This window comes from [Scytonema hofmanni] UTEX 2349, from assembly GCF_000582685.1.
Lineage (GTDB): Bacteria > Cyanobacteriota > Cyanobacteriia > Cyanobacteriales > Nostocaceae > Hassallia > Hassallia hofmanni.
In genome coordinates this window covers 2,352,748-2,368,905 of the sequence record NZ_KK073768.1, presented here as the reverse complement: position 1 = coordinate 2,368,905, position 16,158 = coordinate 2,352,748, and the positions used below count along the sequence as shown (strand labels likewise).

16 protein-coding genes are annotated in these 16,158 nt (G+C 40.3%); 10 read left to right on the top strand and 6 right to left on the bottom strand.

What is annotated here, in order from left to right:
* Positions 1-303: 303 nt before the first annotated feature.
* The 3 genes from TOL9009_RS0115510 (at position 304) to TOL9009_RS47345 (ending at position 1,755) form a co-directional block, all read left to right on the top strand.
* On the top strand, positions 304-1,116 hold the full coding sequence (locus TOL9009_RS0115510; RefSeq protein WP_029633603.1) for an SDR family NAD(P)-dependent oxidoreductase: 813 nt from the start codon (positions 304-306) through the stop codon (positions 1,114-1,116).
* 383 nt (positions 1,117-1,499) lie between these two features.
* Positions 1,500-1,589, top strand: coding sequence for a cytochrome b6-f complex subunit PetN (petN, locus tag TOL9009_RS43535; RefSeq protein WP_012408302.1), 90 nt, complete (start codon positions 1,500-1,502; stop codon positions 1,587-1,589).
* A gap of 7 nt (positions 1,590-1,596) precedes the next feature.
* Entirely contained in the window at positions 1,597-1,755 is a 159-nt protein-coding gene (locus TOL9009_RS47345) for a hypothetical protein (protein WP_186227569.1), read from the top strand.
* Positions 1,756-2,186: 431 nt separating this feature from the next.
* On the opposite strand, the gene TOL9009_RS45705 is transcribed toward TOL9009_RS47345, so the two are convergent.
* The gene (locus tag TOL9009_RS45705) at positions 2,187-2,366 is read right to left on the bottom strand and encodes a hypothetical protein (protein WP_144238251.1); all 180 of its coding nucleotides are present in this window, start codon (positions 2,364-2,366) and stop codon (positions 2,187-2,189) included.
* Between the two features lie 17 nt (positions 2,367-2,383).
* On the opposite strand from TOL9009_RS45705, the gene TOL9009_RS43530 reads away from it, so the two are divergent.
* A complete protein-coding gene (locus TOL9009_RS43530) occupies positions 2,384-2,542 on the top strand; it encodes a YqaE/Pmp3 family membrane protein (RefSeq protein ID WP_038296373.1) in 159 nt (52 codons plus the stop codon).
* Positions 2,543-3,026: 484 nt separating this feature from the next.
* Here TOL9009_RS43530 and nifJ read toward each other — a convergent pair whose 3' ends face one another.
* From nifJ to TOL9009_RS0115480, 3 genes are all read right to left on the bottom strand, one after another.
* On the bottom strand, positions 3,027-6,689 hold the full coding sequence (gene nifJ / locus TOL9009_RS0115490) for a pyruvate:ferredoxin (flavodoxin) oxidoreductase (RefSeq protein WP_029633601.1): 3,663 nt from the start codon (positions 6,687-6,689) through the stop codon (positions 3,027-3,029).
* 461 nt (positions 6,690-7,150) lie between these two features.
* Positions 7,151-7,612 carry a hypothetical protein gene (locus TOL9009_RS0115485; RefSeq protein WP_029633600.1) on the bottom strand — a complete coding sequence of 154 codons (462 nt, stop codon included), beginning with the start codon at positions 7,610-7,612 and terminating at the stop codon, positions 7,151-7,153.
* Positions 7,613-7,813: 201 nt separating this feature from the next.
* A complete protein-coding gene (locus TOL9009_RS0115480) occupies positions 7,814-8,287 on the bottom strand; it encodes a hypothetical protein (RefSeq protein ID WP_029633599.1) in 474 nt (157 codons plus the stop codon).
* A gap of 477 nt (positions 8,288-8,764) precedes the next feature.
* Here TOL9009_RS0115480 and TOL9009_RS0115475 point away from each other — a divergent pair, with 477 nt between their 5' ends.
* The 4 genes from TOL9009_RS0115475 (at position 8,765) to TOL9009_RS39310 (ending at position 12,815) form a co-directional block, all read left to right on the top strand.
* Complete coding sequence (locus TOL9009_RS0115475; RefSeq protein ID WP_029633598.1) at positions 8,765-9,970, top strand: sensor histidine kinase; 1,206 nt, start codon at positions 8,765-8,767, stop codon at positions 9,968-9,970.
* Positions 9,971-10,083: 113 nt separating this feature from the next.
* On the top strand, positions 10,084-10,740 hold the full coding sequence (locus TOL9009_RS0115470) for a response regulator (protein WP_029633597.1): 657 nt from the start codon (positions 10,084-10,086) through the stop codon (positions 10,738-10,740).
* Between the two features lie 471 nt (positions 10,741-11,211).
* A complete protein-coding gene (locus TOL9009_RS39315) occupies positions 11,212-12,027 on the top strand; it encodes an ion transporter (protein WP_051502919.1) in 816 nt (271 codons plus the stop codon).
* A 323-nt stretch (positions 12,028-12,350) separates the two neighbouring features.
* Positions 12,351-12,815: a hypothetical protein gene (locus tag TOL9009_RS39310; RefSeq protein ID WP_051502918.1), complete on the top strand. Its 465-nt coding sequence runs from the start codon at positions 12,351-12,353 to the stop codon at positions 12,813-12,815.
* A gap of 28 nt (positions 12,816-12,843) precedes the next feature.
* Here the strand turns inward: TOL9009_RS39310 and rimM are convergent, their stop codons facing one another.
* Complete coding sequence (gene rimM / locus TOL9009_RS0115455; protein WP_029633596.1) at positions 12,844-13,602, bottom strand: ribosome maturation factor RimM; 759 nt, start codon at positions 13,600-13,602, stop codon at positions 12,844-12,846.
* Positions 13,603-14,886, bottom strand: coding sequence for a valine--pyruvate transaminase (locus TOL9009_RS0115450; protein ID WP_029633595.1), 1,284 nt, complete (start codon positions 14,884-14,886; stop codon positions 13,603-13,605).
* Positions 14,887-15,249: 363 nt separating this feature from the next.
* Between TOL9009_RS0115450 and TOL9009_RS0115440 the strand changes: the two genes are divergently transcribed.
* A complete protein-coding gene (locus TOL9009_RS0115440; RefSeq protein ID WP_029633594.1) occupies positions 15,250-15,534 on the top strand; it encodes a type II toxin-antitoxin system TacA family antitoxin in 285 nt (94 codons plus the stop codon).
* Positions 15,524-16,045: a GNAT family N-acetyltransferase gene (locus tag TOL9009_RS0115435; RefSeq protein WP_051502917.1), complete on the top strand. Its 522-nt coding sequence runs from the start codon at positions 15,524-15,526 to the stop codon at positions 16,043-16,045. The genes TOL9009_RS0115440 and TOL9009_RS0115435 overlap by 11 nt, the downstream gene beginning before the upstream one ends.
* Positions 16,046-16,158 lie beyond the last annotated feature (113 nt).

Below are 16,158 nucleotides of genomic sequence, written 5' to 3'. Positions count from 1 at the left end.
ATTATATATTCTGATATTTCCATTGTTAGTGTTGAGAATTAAAAAATATATTAACTAAAGATGAAATGTGATTTTTATAACTTTTTTTGATATTTATTGTGTTTGAAATGTATTATTTTAGTTAGTTAAATCATCTTTAAAAAAATAACCATAATCTCTGTAAAGCTTACCATTAAAGGATAGTTACCTTCATAGGTAAAGCTTTTAGATTGCAATCATGACTAAAGGCACTACAGTCAACAAAATTGATCACCTAATATAGAAAATATCGATAGTTAATAGGATTTCATTTGGATGTCATATATGAACACCACATACCAAAATCAGCAGAAAAAAACTGCTCTTATTACTGGTGCATCCAGCGGAATCGGTTACGAATTAGCCTGTATTTTTGCGAAAGATGGCTACAATCTTGTATTAGTTGACAAGCAAAAAGAAAAACTAACGCAAATCGCTCAGGAATTTCCGCAAAAATATCACATTTCTGTGAAAATTATTGACAAGGATTTATCCAAACCAACATCTAGAGAAGAAATTTTTTCCGAGTTACAAGAAACATCTATTAAGGTTGATGTTTTGGTGAATAATGCGGGTTTTGGGACTTATGGATTATTTCACCAAACCGATATCAACGCTGAATTGGATATGATACAAGTAAATGCAGCGTGTATCACTCATTTAACAAAGTTATTTGTCAAAGATATGGTAAAGCAGGGTTATGGGAGAATATTAAATGTTGCCTCAACTGCTGCTTTTCAACCAGGACCGATGATGGCGGTTTATTTTGCGACGAAAGCTTATGTATTATCATTTTCCGAAGCGATCGCTAATGAATTAGAAGGTACAGGTGTTACTGTGACTGTTCTTTGTCCAGGACCGACAGCAACCGGATTTCAACAAGCAGCAGCAATGGAAGATGCTAAAATAGCTAGTTCTGGACGAATGATGGATACACGAACTGTAGCCGAAATTGGCTATCAGGGTTTAATGGCAAAGAAAACTGTTGTCATTCCGGGAATCAGAAATAAAATACTTGCTCAATCGATTAGATTTTCACCCAGTAGGAAACTAGTAGCAAAGATAGTTAGAGATATGCATGAAGCAAAACATAAATGAGAAAGAGGGGGAAAGGGGAAAGGGGAAAGGGGAAAGGGGACTCATAAACCCCATATTTAAAAATAGGGGCTTTATACCATGTGGGGAAAAGTTTTTTCAACCTGACTTTACCCCTTACTATGAACCCCTTTTCCTCTTCTTGGTAAGTCCTAATACCATGTCTAAGTTTTTAAGACAAAGGCGATCGCCAAAACTCCACCGTGCGATCGCATCATTAAATTCAGAGAAAAAATCTTGACAATCTACCAGAATTGTGCAGTTTGCAGTAAGCTAAACACCACCGAGATAATAAGCTTTGTAGATAAGAGTTTTTCAAATCAACTATCACTTCCCAGTATTATAAATATTAGAGACGTTTTGTAAATTAGTTGAAAAATAGGACTATGGAGATTTTGACACTGGGTTGGGTTTCACTACTGGTTGTGTTCACTTGGTCAATTGCAATGGTAGTATGGGGTCGCAACGGACTGTAAGAAAATCGTGGAAAGTCCATTTTTGAGCATTTTGGCTTTGTCTGGCTTGGTGCTACTATTAGCACTAACTGGCGGAGTTGGTTATTTGACGGTTTCGGAATGGCGCGATCGCCGCTTGCGAGAACAAGAAAAACGCGATACACGACGCATCCCTAAGCGACGCTAATTTATTAGCGTTAAATATATTTTTGAGGGACACTAAATTATGGTGTCCCTCAACTTTGTTGTGGCTTTGGGGGAAAGGAAGTAATAGGGAGCATCCCACTTTTTAGTCTGTCGTCATTGCGAGCGTAACGAAGTGGAGCGTGGCAATCCCATCAACTCGTTAATATTGAAGATTGTGGGATTGCTTGTCTGCGACACGCTGCGCGAACGTCGTTCCTCCTCTCTACGAGACGCTCCGCGAACGCAATGACGAAGTTATTCTTTTGCCGCGAAATAAAAACTGGGATGCACCCGGAGTAATATGATTTCCGGGCAATCACCCATAATTGATGAAGAACCCCTCCCCAACCCTCCACGAAGAGCGGGGAGGGTGCCACAGGCGGGTGGGGTTCTTTTATTATGGTTATTTATTAGGACATGATATAACTCGATTTAAGAATTAAAGCAAGTTATCCTTTGAAAAGCGATCGCCTCAACAAACTTAAGAATAATTAAAGATAATGCGATCGCTCTTTTCGACGTGTGAGTGTGGTAAACCGTATCTATAAAGATACAGGCGATGTTACCTTGAAAAGTAGAAATAAGTTTCAGCAGTTGCGAATAAATTAACAAGTTAATTGGAGGTTGAAATGGATTTAGTTAGGATTCTTTGCGCTATATTTTTACCACCTCTGGGAGTATTTTTGCAAGTTGGTATTGGTATAGACTTTTGGATTAATATAGTTTTGACTCTTTTCGGCTATTTTCCAGGAATTATCCACGCGGTATGGGTGATTGCGAGAAAATAAGTTGCGTTAATACAATTAAACTGAAAGTATTTTGGAGTTCGTAGTAAGCGCTGAAGCGCTTAAAAAGCGATAAATCGCTTACTACGAAATTAAATTTCTTATCAGTCGTAAAATAAACAAGATGATGAGCAGCGCACCTTTAACAAAAGACTTGCGCGTTGAGAATCGGTCTGATATATGATACCAGCGCCTGACGACTGAAGTCGCGGCTACACAAACAAAGTCCGCCTACGCGGACTTAAGATTGGTTGACGGAGCTAAAAGACTGATTGACGAGTATCAATGACTGATTGACGAGTATCAATGACTGATTGACGAGTATCAATGACTCATCGACGAGTATCAATGACTCATCGACGAGTATCAATGACTCATCGACGAGTATAAAAGACTCATCGACGAGTATAAAAGACTCATCGACGAGTATAAAAGACTCATCGACGAGTATAAAAGACTCATTAATGAGGTTCAAAGACTCGTTAACCTATTCTTTATTCTCTCCGACATTACGCGCAGCGAGATACTCGTACATTTTCCAACGCGCATCCACTTCCGCTTGCGCTTCTTCTAAAAGACGTTTGGCAATTTCGGGTTTACTCTTAGTCAGCATCTTGAAGCGATTTTCTTGATACATCGACTGTTCTACCGGCTGCTTCGGCTGACGCATATCCAATTGCAATGGATTTTTACCCGCTTGCTGCAATTCGGGATTGTAACGATATAGCAACCAACGTCCTGATTCTACCAAAGCTTTTTGATGATTCATCGCTGTGGTCATGTTGATGCCGTGGGCGATGCAATGACTGTAAGCGATAATTAGGGATGGTCCTTCATAAGCTTCCGCTTCGAGAAATGCTTTGAGGGTGTGTTCATCTCTCGCACCAAGGGCTACACTCGCTACGTAGACATTACCATAAGTCATGGCAATTAGCCCTAAGTCTTTCTTTGGTGCTGGCTTACCACTAGCCGCATATTTAGCGATCGCACCTCGCGGTGTAGCTTTAGAAGATTGACCGCCAGTGTTAGAATAAACTTCGGTATCCATCACCAAAATGTTGACATTGCGACCAGTGGCAAGGACATGATCTAAACCACCAAAATCAATATCATACGCCCAACCGTCACCCCCAACAATCCAGACGCTTTTTCTCACCAAGTAGTCAGCTAGAGATTTAAGATTATTAACCGCAGATGAACGCGGATTAACGCGGATGCTTGTCTCTTCCATCTGCGTCCATCTGCGTTCATCTGCGTTTAGAATCTCCGAATCTTGGATTTCATCTAACCGTTGTTTCAACAGCGCTACTTGTTCGCGTTGTTCCCAAATATCCGCTTCAGATTTTTGCTTCTGTTTGAGGATGGACTCAACAAGATTATCGCCGATTTCACCGCGTAATTGTTGCAGTAGTTCGGCAGCAAATTCAGCTTGTTTGTCTAGAGAAAGACGAAAACCAAGACCAAATTCGGCATTGTCTTCAAAAAGACTATTTGACCAAGCAGGACCTCTTCCTTCAGCGTTTGTTGTCCAAGGGGTAGTGGGGAGATTTCCACCGTAAATTGAAGAACAACCTGTAGCATTGGCAATGACAGAGCGATCGCCAAACAGTTGTGTTAATAATTTTAAATAAGGCGTCTCCCCACAACCAGCACAAGCACCAGAAAATTCAAATAAAGGTTCTTGCAGTTGTTGTTGACGAATCTGGTTTAGTTTCAACTCCCGCCTGTCAGGATTTGGTAAACTAAGAAAGAAATTCCAGTTTTCCCGCTCTTGCTCGCGTATAGGCAACTGCGTTTCCATATTAATCGCCTTCCGCGTCGGCTCTAACTTATTTTTAGCCGGACAAATCTCTACACAGATAGCGCAGCCTGTACAGTCTTCTGGGGCTACCTGAATGGTAAATTGTTGATTGGCAAAGTCTTTATCTTTGGCTTCAGTTGACTTGAAAGTTGCCGGCGCCTTGGCTAACTCCCCTGGTTCATAAACCTTGCCTCGAATGACTCCGTGAGGACAAACCATAATACATTTGCCACACTGCACGCAGACATCCGCATCCCAAACGGGAATCTCTGTAGCGATATTGCGTTTTTCCCATTTAGCAGTGCCGGTAGGAAAAGTCCCATCAATAGGTAGCGCACTTACAGGTAAATCATCACCTTCCCAAGCCATGATTTTACCTAAAACATCTCGCACAAATTCGGGAATTGTAGAGACGCGATTAATCGCGTCTGTATTAGTAGAGACGCGAAATTTCGCATCTCTATTCACATCGACCTTATGCAAATTCTCCAACGTCTGGTCTACAGCTTGCAGATTCTTCTGAACGACTTCTGCACCTTTTTTGCCGTAGGTTTTTTCAATTGCTTGCTTGATTTTGATTATCGCTTCTTCTTGTGGCAAGACACCCGCTAAAGCAAAGAAGCACACTTGCATAATAGTGTTAATTCTACCGCCCATGCCGCTGTTACGGGCAACTTCGGTAGCATTGATGACGTATAATTTAAGTTGCTTGGCGATAATTTGTTGCTGTACTTTTTCCGGGAGATGTTCCCAGACAATATCAGCATCATAAGGACTGTTGAGTAATAAAGTTGCCCCAAACGCAGCCGTTTTCAGTACATCTACCCGCTCTAAAAATTCCCAGTGATGGCAGCCAATAAAGTTGGCTTTATCAATTAGGTAGGTTGAGCGAATAAGTTGTTGACCAAAGCGCAAATGGGAAACGGTCATTGAGCCAGATTTTTTGGAATCGTAGACAAAATAGCCTTGAGCGTTGTTGTCTGTTTGTTCACCAATAATCTTGATTGAGTTTTTATTAGCACCAACTGTGCCATCAGAACCTAATCCGTAGAACATTGCCCGGACGACGCTATCCGGTTCGGTGGAGAAGTTAGCGTCAAAGTTTAGGGAAGTGTGGCTTACGTCGTCGTTGATACCGATGGTAAAGTGATTTTTCGGTTGTGGTTGGGCAAGGTTGTCGAAAACACCTTTAACCATCGCTGGGGTAAATTCTTTAGAAGAAAGACCGTAACGACCACCGATGATTTTGGGCATAGGTGTAGAGACGTTCCGGTGGAACGTCTCTACGGGTTGCCATTCTTCATAAATAGCAGTTACTACATCAAGATACAACGGTTCACCGGCGCTACCTGGTTCTTTGGTGCGGTCGAGAACTGCGATCGCTTTCACACTCTTGGGCAAAGCTGATACAAACCGTGTAGCATCAAAGGGGCGATATAATCTGACTTTGAGGACACCAACTTTTTCCCCACGGTTGTTCAGATAATCTACGGTTTCGTGGACTGTCTCGCAGCCGGAACCCATAAGTATAATGACACGTTCGGCATCAACTGCACCGTGATATTCAAAGATTTGGTAATGTCGTCCAGTGCGATCGCCTAATTTGTCCATGATTCGCTGAACAATATCTGGACAAGCGTTGTAATATAAGTTAGCGGCTTCGCGGGATTGAAAGTAGACATCGGGGTTTTGAGCCGTTCCTCGCAATACTGGACGGTCTGGGGTGAGAGAGCGATCGCGGTGAGCGAATATAAGATCGTCGTTAATAAGCGATCGCAAATCCTCCTCTTCCAGCAATTCGACTTTTTGCACTTCATGAGAGGTGCGGAAGCCGTCGAAGAAGTGCATAAAGGGTACTCGCGCTTCTAAGGTGGCAGCGTGAGCAATCAGGGCAAAATCTTGACTTTCCTGTACTGAGGCAGAACACAGCATCGCAAAGCCTGTAGCACGCGCTGCCATGACATCACTTTGGTCGCCAAAAATTGATAAAGCGTGGGTAGCCAAAGAACGTGCAGCGACGTGAATTACAGCACTAGTAAGTTCCCCAGCGATTTTGTAGAGGTTAGGAATCATCAACAATAATCCCTGAGATGCCGTGAAAGTGGTAGTCAGGGAACCTGTTTGTAATGCTCCATGTACGGCAGCAGCAGCTCCACCTTCACTTTGCATCTGAATTACACTCGGCACAGTACCCCACAAATTACGGCGGCTTTCAGAAGACCATGCATCTGCCCATTCACCCATTGCTGAAGAGGGGGTGATGGGATAAATAGCAATTACTTCATTTAATCGATAAGCAACACGGGCAACAGCCTCATTGCCGTCGATGGTTGCAAAGTTTTTCTTCATCATTTTCTCCTGCTAGATTGCCCGGATGCGAAGATATTTATATTACTTATTGTTAAATTTGACGATCTGACCTCTCTCCAAACCTCTCTCCTGTGAGGAGAGAGGCTTTGATATTCTCCCCTTCCCTCTCTTCTCCTATCGGAGACGCTGCGCGAACGAGACGCTTCTCTTCGAGAGGCTTCGCCAACGCGAACGTAGGGAAGGGGCTGGGGGTTAGGTCTGTATTTAAATCAACTGCAAATCGCTATATTTAGTGTTTCAATTCAAATAAGCAAATAATAAGTCTTTCAAAATATTATTTGAAAGTACTTATATAAATGTGTGATAAGTTTGACAATCAAAATAATTGAATTTGTGACACTGGCTACAAAAAACAAGCGATCGCCTGATTAACATGTACAGGCGATCGCTATGAAAGTTAGGTAGTGCACCCTAAAGCTATTTAGGAATGAAGAAATTGATTATTTTTTAGGTGCTGAAGTATTAGGGTTCGCATTTTGCTGACGCAAACGTGTTAGTTCTGCCTTTTGGTCAGAGGTCAAAACTGCTTCCATTTGTTGTTGCGACGATAGCATGATTTGCTGCAATTGAGTCTGCTGTTTTTGACTAAACGTTAGCCCTTGAAAAGCTTCACGTCCAGACTTACCTGACTGCATAGCGGTTTGAATTTGCGTCCGTTGCTCTTTTGTTAGCACTTGTTCAATTTGCTTACGAACATTACCACGAATTTGCTCAATTTGGGTTTGTTGTTGTGGTGTGAGTTGTATACCACCGCTTTGTTGAGCAGGTTTTGTTGGTTGTGTTTGTGTTTGTGCCAGTCTTACTGGTGCATTAGAAGTGGTTTCTGCCTTGACCGAGAAGGGAACTGCCGTTAAACTTAGGGCGAACGCTCCTGCTATGAGTGATAAGTTTTTGAAGTTCATTTATTGCCTCGTGGATTTCTCCAGTTTTTCTTCACTATTATAGAATCCCAAATTAATCATCACGTCCGGGAGAATGACAAATACTAGTATTTATAACTAAAGTTATACTTTTTTTGAGCGCTTGTCATCTAAATTTTTCTGTGTGGCGGATGAGACTTTCCGCCACAATCTAGTTAGGATCAGGGTTTGAGGTTAATGACTCTAAGAATTGGGTCTCTGACGACGCGATCGCATATTATCTTGAAATTCCTTGAGTTGTTGCTGCTGTTGGGGAGTCAGGATTGCTTGGATCTGATTTTTCTCTGATTCCTTAATTTCACGCATCTTGGTTTTCTGTTCTTCAGTTAGATTTAAAGAAGCCCAACCCTTCTTAGGACGATCACCTTGACCTCTTGCTTGCCGGGGCTGACCCTGACGTTCTTGTTTTGCAGCTTGTAGCTGTTGTTTTTGTTCTGGGGTGAGAATCGCATCCATTTGAGCGCGGCTATTGCGACGAATCTCTTTAATTTGGGTTTTTTGTGAATCCGTTAGTCCCAAGCGTTCAAATGGACCATTGCGGGCTGGTTTAACTTGAGTTGGTGTTTGCGCTATTTGTTGCGCGTTGACGATGAAAGGAGTTGCACTTAAACTCAGGGCGATCGCACCAGCTATCAGGTATAAATTTTTAAGTTTCATTTATTAGTTTTTGGCTTTCCTTGTCTGCTCCCACCATCATATGAATCTATCTGTTACAAGACATGCGGAAAAAGTCACGAATAAACCCATGACTAAAGTCATGATTAAAATTTGATAAATTTGACTCGTAATTTGTGTAAGTTAAAAATTAGATAGAGACTTTCATTTTTCGGAACGTCTCTACGGAGAGTTAGGAGCAATTTATTTCTCTTGACTCAAGACTATTGACTCTTAACTAATTACCAAAGTGTTTGGGTGAAAAGGGAAAGGAAAAAATGGGTGCATGTGAAGAAGTTATTTAAAAAAGCTTTAAACTTTTTATATGATTCTTTCACTCTTTGTAAGGGTTTGAAGCCCCTCCTTGTAGTCCGGTCACGCATAGCTCCGGGGTTACAATCCTATAGGAAAATTTCTTCCCCCCCTTTCCCCTTTCACCTTTCCCCTTTACCCCTCTTCATGAACAAGGTGTAGCAACTTATGAGCCGCCCAATTGAATTTAAAAATCATCCTTTTCGGTTTTTGCTTTATTTAGAGTGGATATTACTCGCATTTTCTGCTGTCAGCGCAGTTTTACCATTTCGCTCTGAGAAATTTCAGACCAACTTTCCGGAACTGACAATTGCTTGTCTGATTATTTTTGGTTTAATGGGCTTAAGATTGCCTACAAGTAATCAAAGAAATAAATTACTTTATACAGCTTTGGAAATAATCTTAATTTTAATAACTGCTTTTTTGGGGGGTGGACCAGCTAGATTATTTCCCTTTCTTAACATGATTATAGTAACTCGCAGTTGCTTAATTTTTCAGTTAAATGGTCGTTTAGTGGTTGCTAGTTTATCATTTTTCTTAATGTTAATCACACTTACACAGCGGTTTTCCAGATTTCCATTACCACCAAAAGCACAGGAACGATTTTGGTTTTTGACATTCAGCTTTATGATTTCGTTTGGATTAGCTTTAGTATTTGTGTTATTATTAATGAATGCGATATTATCTGAACGGCAAAGTCGAGAAAAACTAGCGATCGCTAACGAAAAGTTGCGAGAATATGCCCTGAAAATTGAAAATCAAGCTACTCTCGAAGAACGTAACCGCATCGCACGAGAAATTCATGATTCTTTAGGACATTCTTTAACTGCTTTGAATCTACAACTAGAAACTGCTTTAAAATTATGGCAATCTAATCCTAGCAAAGCTCAAAATTTCTTAGCTAGAGCAAAAGAATTAGGTTCAAAAGCATTGCAAGATGTGCGACAATCAGTTTCGACAATGCGCTCTCACCCTTTGCATTCAGAATCTTTAGAACAAGCGATCGCTATACTTGCAGAAGATTTTTTTCGCTCAACTGGTGTTGTGCCAATTTGTCAAATTAACCTCGCTTATCCCCTACCACCAGAAATTAGCACCGCTGTTTACAGGATTATTCAAGAATCATTAACAAACATTTCTAAATATGCAAATGCCACAGAAATTAAAATACAATTAACTACGACAACAAATATAAATTTAAGAGTTGAGGATAATGGTAGAGGATTTGATGTAGAGCAAAACACAACAGGTTTTGGATTGCAAAGTATGCGCGATCGCACTTTAGCACGAGGAGGTGAATTTCAGATTAACAGCGCTCCCGGTTTAGGTTGTAAGATTATAGTTGATATTCCTTTGCCCTCGTTATTAATATAGTAATCATATTTTAGTTAGATTTATGAACGAACCACCAAGTACGCCAAGATAAAGAAAAAGCAATTAGAGATAATATCAGGTTTCTCATGTAATCAGTAATATATAAAATTGATATGATTAAAGTTTTAATTGTAGATGACCAAAATTTAATTCGCCAAGGATTAAAAGCATTATTAGAATTAGAAGCAGATTTAGAAATTATTGGGGAAGCCGAAAACGGTGAACAAGCAATTAATTTTGTTGCCCAATTACAGCCAGATGTGGTATTAATGGATGTAAGAATGCCGATTATGGATGGAGTTGCAGCTACGCGAGAAATTAACAAGCGTTTTACCAAAGTCAAAGTTTTAGTGCTGACAACCTTTGATAATGATGAATATGTGTCAGCGGCATTGCAGAATGGAGCAATGGGTTATTTACTTAAAGATACACCTTCCGAAGAATTAGCTGTAGCGATTCGCGCCGTCCACAAAGGGTATACTCAACTAGGACCAGGAATAGTAAAAAAACTTTTGACTCAGTTTCCCGCAGTAACAGCATCTGAGTTACCAGCACTACCAGCTAGTTTAGCTGAACTTACCCCTAGAGAAAAAGACGTTTTGCAGTTAATTGCAACAGGTGCAAATAATAAAGAAATTGCTCAAAAATTATACATTTCTGAGGGAACGGTGAAAAATCACGTCACAAATATTTTGAATAGATTAAATTTACGCGATCGCACTCAAGCAGCGATTTTTGCCAACACATTTTCGGCTTATTTAAATAATTAAAAACTTGCTTACTCTGCGTCTAGTGCATAGGAGTGCGTGAATTATCATTAGATATCTCCAGAGTCATACGTAGAGACGTAGCAGTGCTACGTCTCTACAAGGGTTTCGGGCAACGCATAATTAATTTCTACACCTATGTCTATTTAAACTAATATCTTCCACTATTCTCAATTAGCGTCCAGAGTTAAAACTCTATCTCTAATAGCTCAAGTCTACTTAAGTAGACTAAAACTTTTATTTAGTCGTCTTTAGACGAGTGAGCGCTATTAGCCTTAGAATTAATTCTAAGGCGGTTGTTGGGATTGGTGCAAGATGTCTATTTAAACAAACTCAGAGATTTTCTAGCGCTAGGCACATAAAATCTTCAGGTTTCATCAATAATTAAAAATGGGACAGCTTTATATTTTTAAGTTAACGTAGAGTTGGCAATGCCTATTATTCGTAAAGTTATTTACAAGTAGTTTGTCAAAAATGTTACTTTTGCGAAAACAAACAGCATTCTACCTAACAGACTTAGAAACACCTCTAGGTAAAGCAATTAATCTCACAATCGCTGGATTAGTTCTACTGTCTTCAGTAATATTTGTAGCGGACACTTATACTATTCCCAATGCAGTTCGAGTTCAATTAAATATAGTAGATACCGTAATATCGATAATTTTTGCCGTGGAATATGCACTCCGATTGTGGAGTACAGACAACAAAATTAAGTATATCTTTAGTTTTTACTCGATTGTTGATTTAATGGCGATTTTGCCATTTTTTATGGGAATGGCTGATATCAGGTTTATTCGGTTGCTGCGATGGTTTAGAATTTTACGGTTAATCAGATTTCTCGATAAAAAATCTTTTTTTGGTAAAATTAACACCGAAGATGGTCTAATTTTGGGACGGATATTATTTACATTATTTACAATAATATTTGTTTATTCCGGTTTGATTTATCAAGTTGAGCATCCAGTTAACCCGAAAGTTTTTAGGACTTTTTTGGATGCCTTTTACTTTTCGATTGTCACCATGACAACTGTGGGATTTGGTGATGTTACACCAATTTCTGAATTAGGTCGTTTGCTGACAGTCTCGATGATTTTAACAGGTATTGCCTTGATTCCTTGGCAAGTGGGTGATTTAATTAAGCGATTGGTAAAAACTGTTAATCAAGTAGAAACGGTTTGTTCGGGTTGTGGTTTAGCTTTTCACGATGCAGATGCTCAATTTTGTAAAGCTTGTGGTACAAAGTTATCTGGTATAGAATGTGAAGTTTCAACTTATTCACTTGATAAATAAGACATCTCCAAAAAGTAATTATGCGTTGCCCGAAACCCTTGATGAGACGTAGCACTGCTACGTCTCTACGTCTTTTTGGGAGATGTCTAATAGAATTCGCGTTTATGTAAACTTTAGATAAACCTCATTTCAATACGGTTCGCTCGTCTGATTTTTCGTGGTATTTAGGGTATGTAGAGACGCGATATATCGCGTCTTTACAAAGTTTTTGGTTTATCGATTATTATTTTGACGAATGTCTGCAATCTACCACGACTGAGCGATCGCCCAGAAGCTTACTTAAGGGAAATCTCCTATAGACATCTCCAGAATTTAATTATGCGTTGCCTAACCCGCAAGCTGTTGGTACTGAGTTTCAATTGAGTGATGATGAAGCGCAACAACTCGCACAATCGGCACAGCAAAGCAATATATTCGCCAATTACCTTAAGTGGAAACGCTTAGGGGAATTACGGGAATTATTACCCCGCACGGCGAAAGTGTTGGGTAAAGATTTCACTGCTTTGTTTTGGCAATATGCAGAAACGTATTTACCACAGGGTATCAAGAAACATCGAGAAGATGCGATCGCTTTCGCTAATTTCCTCGAAAAAACAACTTCTGATTTAGTTGCCGATTTAGTGCGCTATGAAAAAACCTGGCTTTTAACTTATGAACGTGATCGCTGTTTCCAGATATCCTGGTTTCGTTATGCTGTTCATGGCGATTGTAAACCACAAATAGCGATCGCTATTTGGTATCGCTTCCCCCAAGGACAATTACAGCATATCGTGCGATCGCTATTTTGAGAATAGAAACCCAACAGACGTAGCACTGCTACGTCTCTACATTCTTTTTAACCACATCATTAACTTCCAACAAACCAGGCGGCGGTGTAATTTCAATCCGACGATTTTCTAAGTCTACCACCGGGGCGATCGCTTTCACAAAGGGAATTAAAACAGACTTCGGATGTTTAATCCCCCCCTTTTTAAGGGGGGATAAGGGGGGATCGGATTTGGGATTTGGGATTGAAGTTTCTTCTTCTCCCCCTTTCTCCTCTTCCTGATGCAACTCCACATCAAGCAAATCGTTCCCAGCAGGAATAATATCAACCACCGTTCCCACAAGTTTCCCTGATTCTTGCATAAAAACAGACAAACCAATCAAATCGATCACATGATATTCATCTTCTCCTAATTCTGGGCGATCGCTTTCAGGAACCAACAATTTACAATTGCGTAACTCTTCCGCAGACTCGCAATTATCCACACCAGCTAACTTGAGGACATACAAATTCTTCCCCTGAATATAACGTCCCGTCAACAATTCTATCGGTTGCGGTTCCGCTTCACCAGGACGTAATAACCAGCGTTTTCCAGGAACTTCAAAACGTTCTGGAAAATCCGACTCCGGATAAACCCGCACTTCTCCAGATAAACCTTGAGGTGCGACAATTTTACCAATTTCTAGCCAACCATCGGGGGTGGGAGAGGGGGAGGATGAGGGAGATGAGGAGGATGAGGGAGATAAGGGAGAATTAATTCCCTGCTTTCCCTTTTTCTCTGGCTTTCTCTTCGTGTCTTTGCCTTTCATTTAAGCACTCACCGCTGCACGCTGATAAACTTGTTGCGTAACATGAGCTAAACGCTGCATTCCGATCGCAATTTCTTCATCGCTACCAGTGAGACTGATTCGCAAACATTGGTGCTTGTGTAACCAATCTTCTCGCAAACCTGGGAAAAAGCTACTACCAGGAACAACAATTACACCAACTTGTTTGAGTTCCTGATAAAATTCCCAATCAGTAATCGGTAATTCATCTAACCACAACCAAGCAAAAATTGCACCCTCACCACGATGGAGGAACCAAGGTAAATCCTTGGGCATGGCAGCAAATAAACTATCTTCTAAAACAGTGAATTTATTTTGATAAAATGAGCGAATTACTTGTTCAGAGATTTCTGCAAGTTTACCAGAATTTATGGCACGAGCAGCGATCGCTTGTCCATACCGAGAAGGATGAATACACATATTTGTTTGGAAGCACTCCAGCACATGAATCCACTCTTCATCCCCAATCGCAATTCCGATGCGCTCTCCAGGTAATCCAGCTTTTGATAAACTCATGCAGTGTAAGATATTATCTCCAAACACTGGTGTCATTTCGGTAAAATTCAAAGCTGGGAAAGGAGGTGCATAAGCGGAGTCAATCAACACTGGTACATTAAAAGGTGCAGCCAAAGCAGCAATTTTTTTGACTTCATCATCGGTGAGAACATTACCGGTGGGGTTACAAGGACGAGAGAAGATGACGCAGCCGGTATTTTCTGTAATTTCTAATTGGCTGAAATCTGGACGATATTTGAATTTGTGTGCTGAGAAGTCAATATCCAAAGTTGGTTTGTAGGCGATTAAAGCTTCCGCACATAAAGTAACGCCACCATAACCTGTATAATCAGGACTGAGGGGCAAGATAATTTCTTTTAAATTGCCACTGCTAGTGTAACCACCGAAGACATTGGCAGCGTAGAAATAAAGGCTTTGACTGCCTGGAGTTAAAAGGATATTACGTTCAGTTAAGTTTAAACCATAGCGTTTGTTGAAGTCGTTAGCGATCGCTTCCACTAACGGTGCATAACCCTGACTCGAACCGTAGCGACAAACTACTTCACCATATTCGGAACTAGCCAGCAAGGAAGCCGTACAATCGCGCCACAACTGCTCAACCTCTGGTAAAATCAAGGGATTTCCAGCACTTAAATTAATAAATTGCTGCCCCGTACCGGCTCGTAATGTTTCGTTAATGTCCTTCATAATCGCTCTGACACCAGTCAGGTTGGACATTTGCTCGCCAATTTTACTAAGGGCAGGTTTCATAAGCAGTGCAATAAGATAAAATCAGGGGTTGACAAATTATATAGCGGTTGGATGCTGGCAGGTCGATATTACCTGGAAGCTTTACCGCCTGTAACTAATGTAGCAGGCGTTGAATTATTAGAAATTTATCTCCCCATAGTGCATTTTAGCGGCGATACTCCGAAGGAGTCGCTCCGCGATCGCCTGCTTCAATAAATCGCTCTGTGCGATCGCTTTTTATACTTTCTCTTTTGTCTTTAACATCCATTCTGCAACGCTGATATACTTGCAATGATTTGTCCTGCTCTCCGGAAATTGTGTGTACTTTGTCCGCCTATAACTGTTAAACTAGAAATATGGGAACTCAATACAGGAGAAAAAGTTATGTCAGAAACCTCACCAGCTAAAGATAGCCGTATTGACTTGAGAGTAACCCAAGAACAAAAGGAACTCCTCGAAAAAGCTGCCTCTCTCAGAGGAATTTCCTTAAGTGCCTATACTCTCTTTTACCTCTTACCAGTTGCCAAACAAGAGATAGAGAATCAGGAAAGACTGGTTCTTTCAGATTGCGATCGCGACTTATTTATGTCCATTATGGAAAATCCCCCAGAACTTCAAGGAAACCTGAAAACAGCCATCAAAAAATATCGAGATAAATATGGACAATGAGCCTGAAAGAAGATGGAATTTTGTCCCTATTCATAAAAAGTATCAACGAGAGCATTTTGACTGTGGTTATCCCGTCTTAAATGATTATCTCAAAAAATACGCTCGGCAAAATCATGAAAAAGGAATTGCTAAAACCTTTGTTGCTATTTCTCAATCTAATGCTTTAAAAATAGATGGTTTTTATACAGTCAGTGCTAGTGTCATTGAGTTTGCATCTCTACCAGAATCTTATCAAAAAGGAATGCCGACCTATCCAATTCCAGCAATACTAATTGGCAAGTTAGCTGTAGATAAGTCAGTCAAAGGACAAGGATTAGGAGGAGAATTACTAGTAGATGCAATTTTTAGAGCCGTAAAAGCTGCTCAGGAAATTGGCATTTTTGCAGTTAGAGTTGATGCTATAGATTTGCAGGCAAAAGAATTTTATCTTAAATATGAATTTATTCCTTTTCAAGATAAAGCCCTTTCACTCTTTTTACCAATGAAAACTATCCTCCAAGAATTTATCTAATTTTTATCGTAAAATATAGGTTAAAATCATCAGATTAAGTACCTGTGCAAAATTAGTTTCCCATTCCTGTTCTATGTTTCATTGTCAACACCTGTAAAAAGTAAAAAGATAAT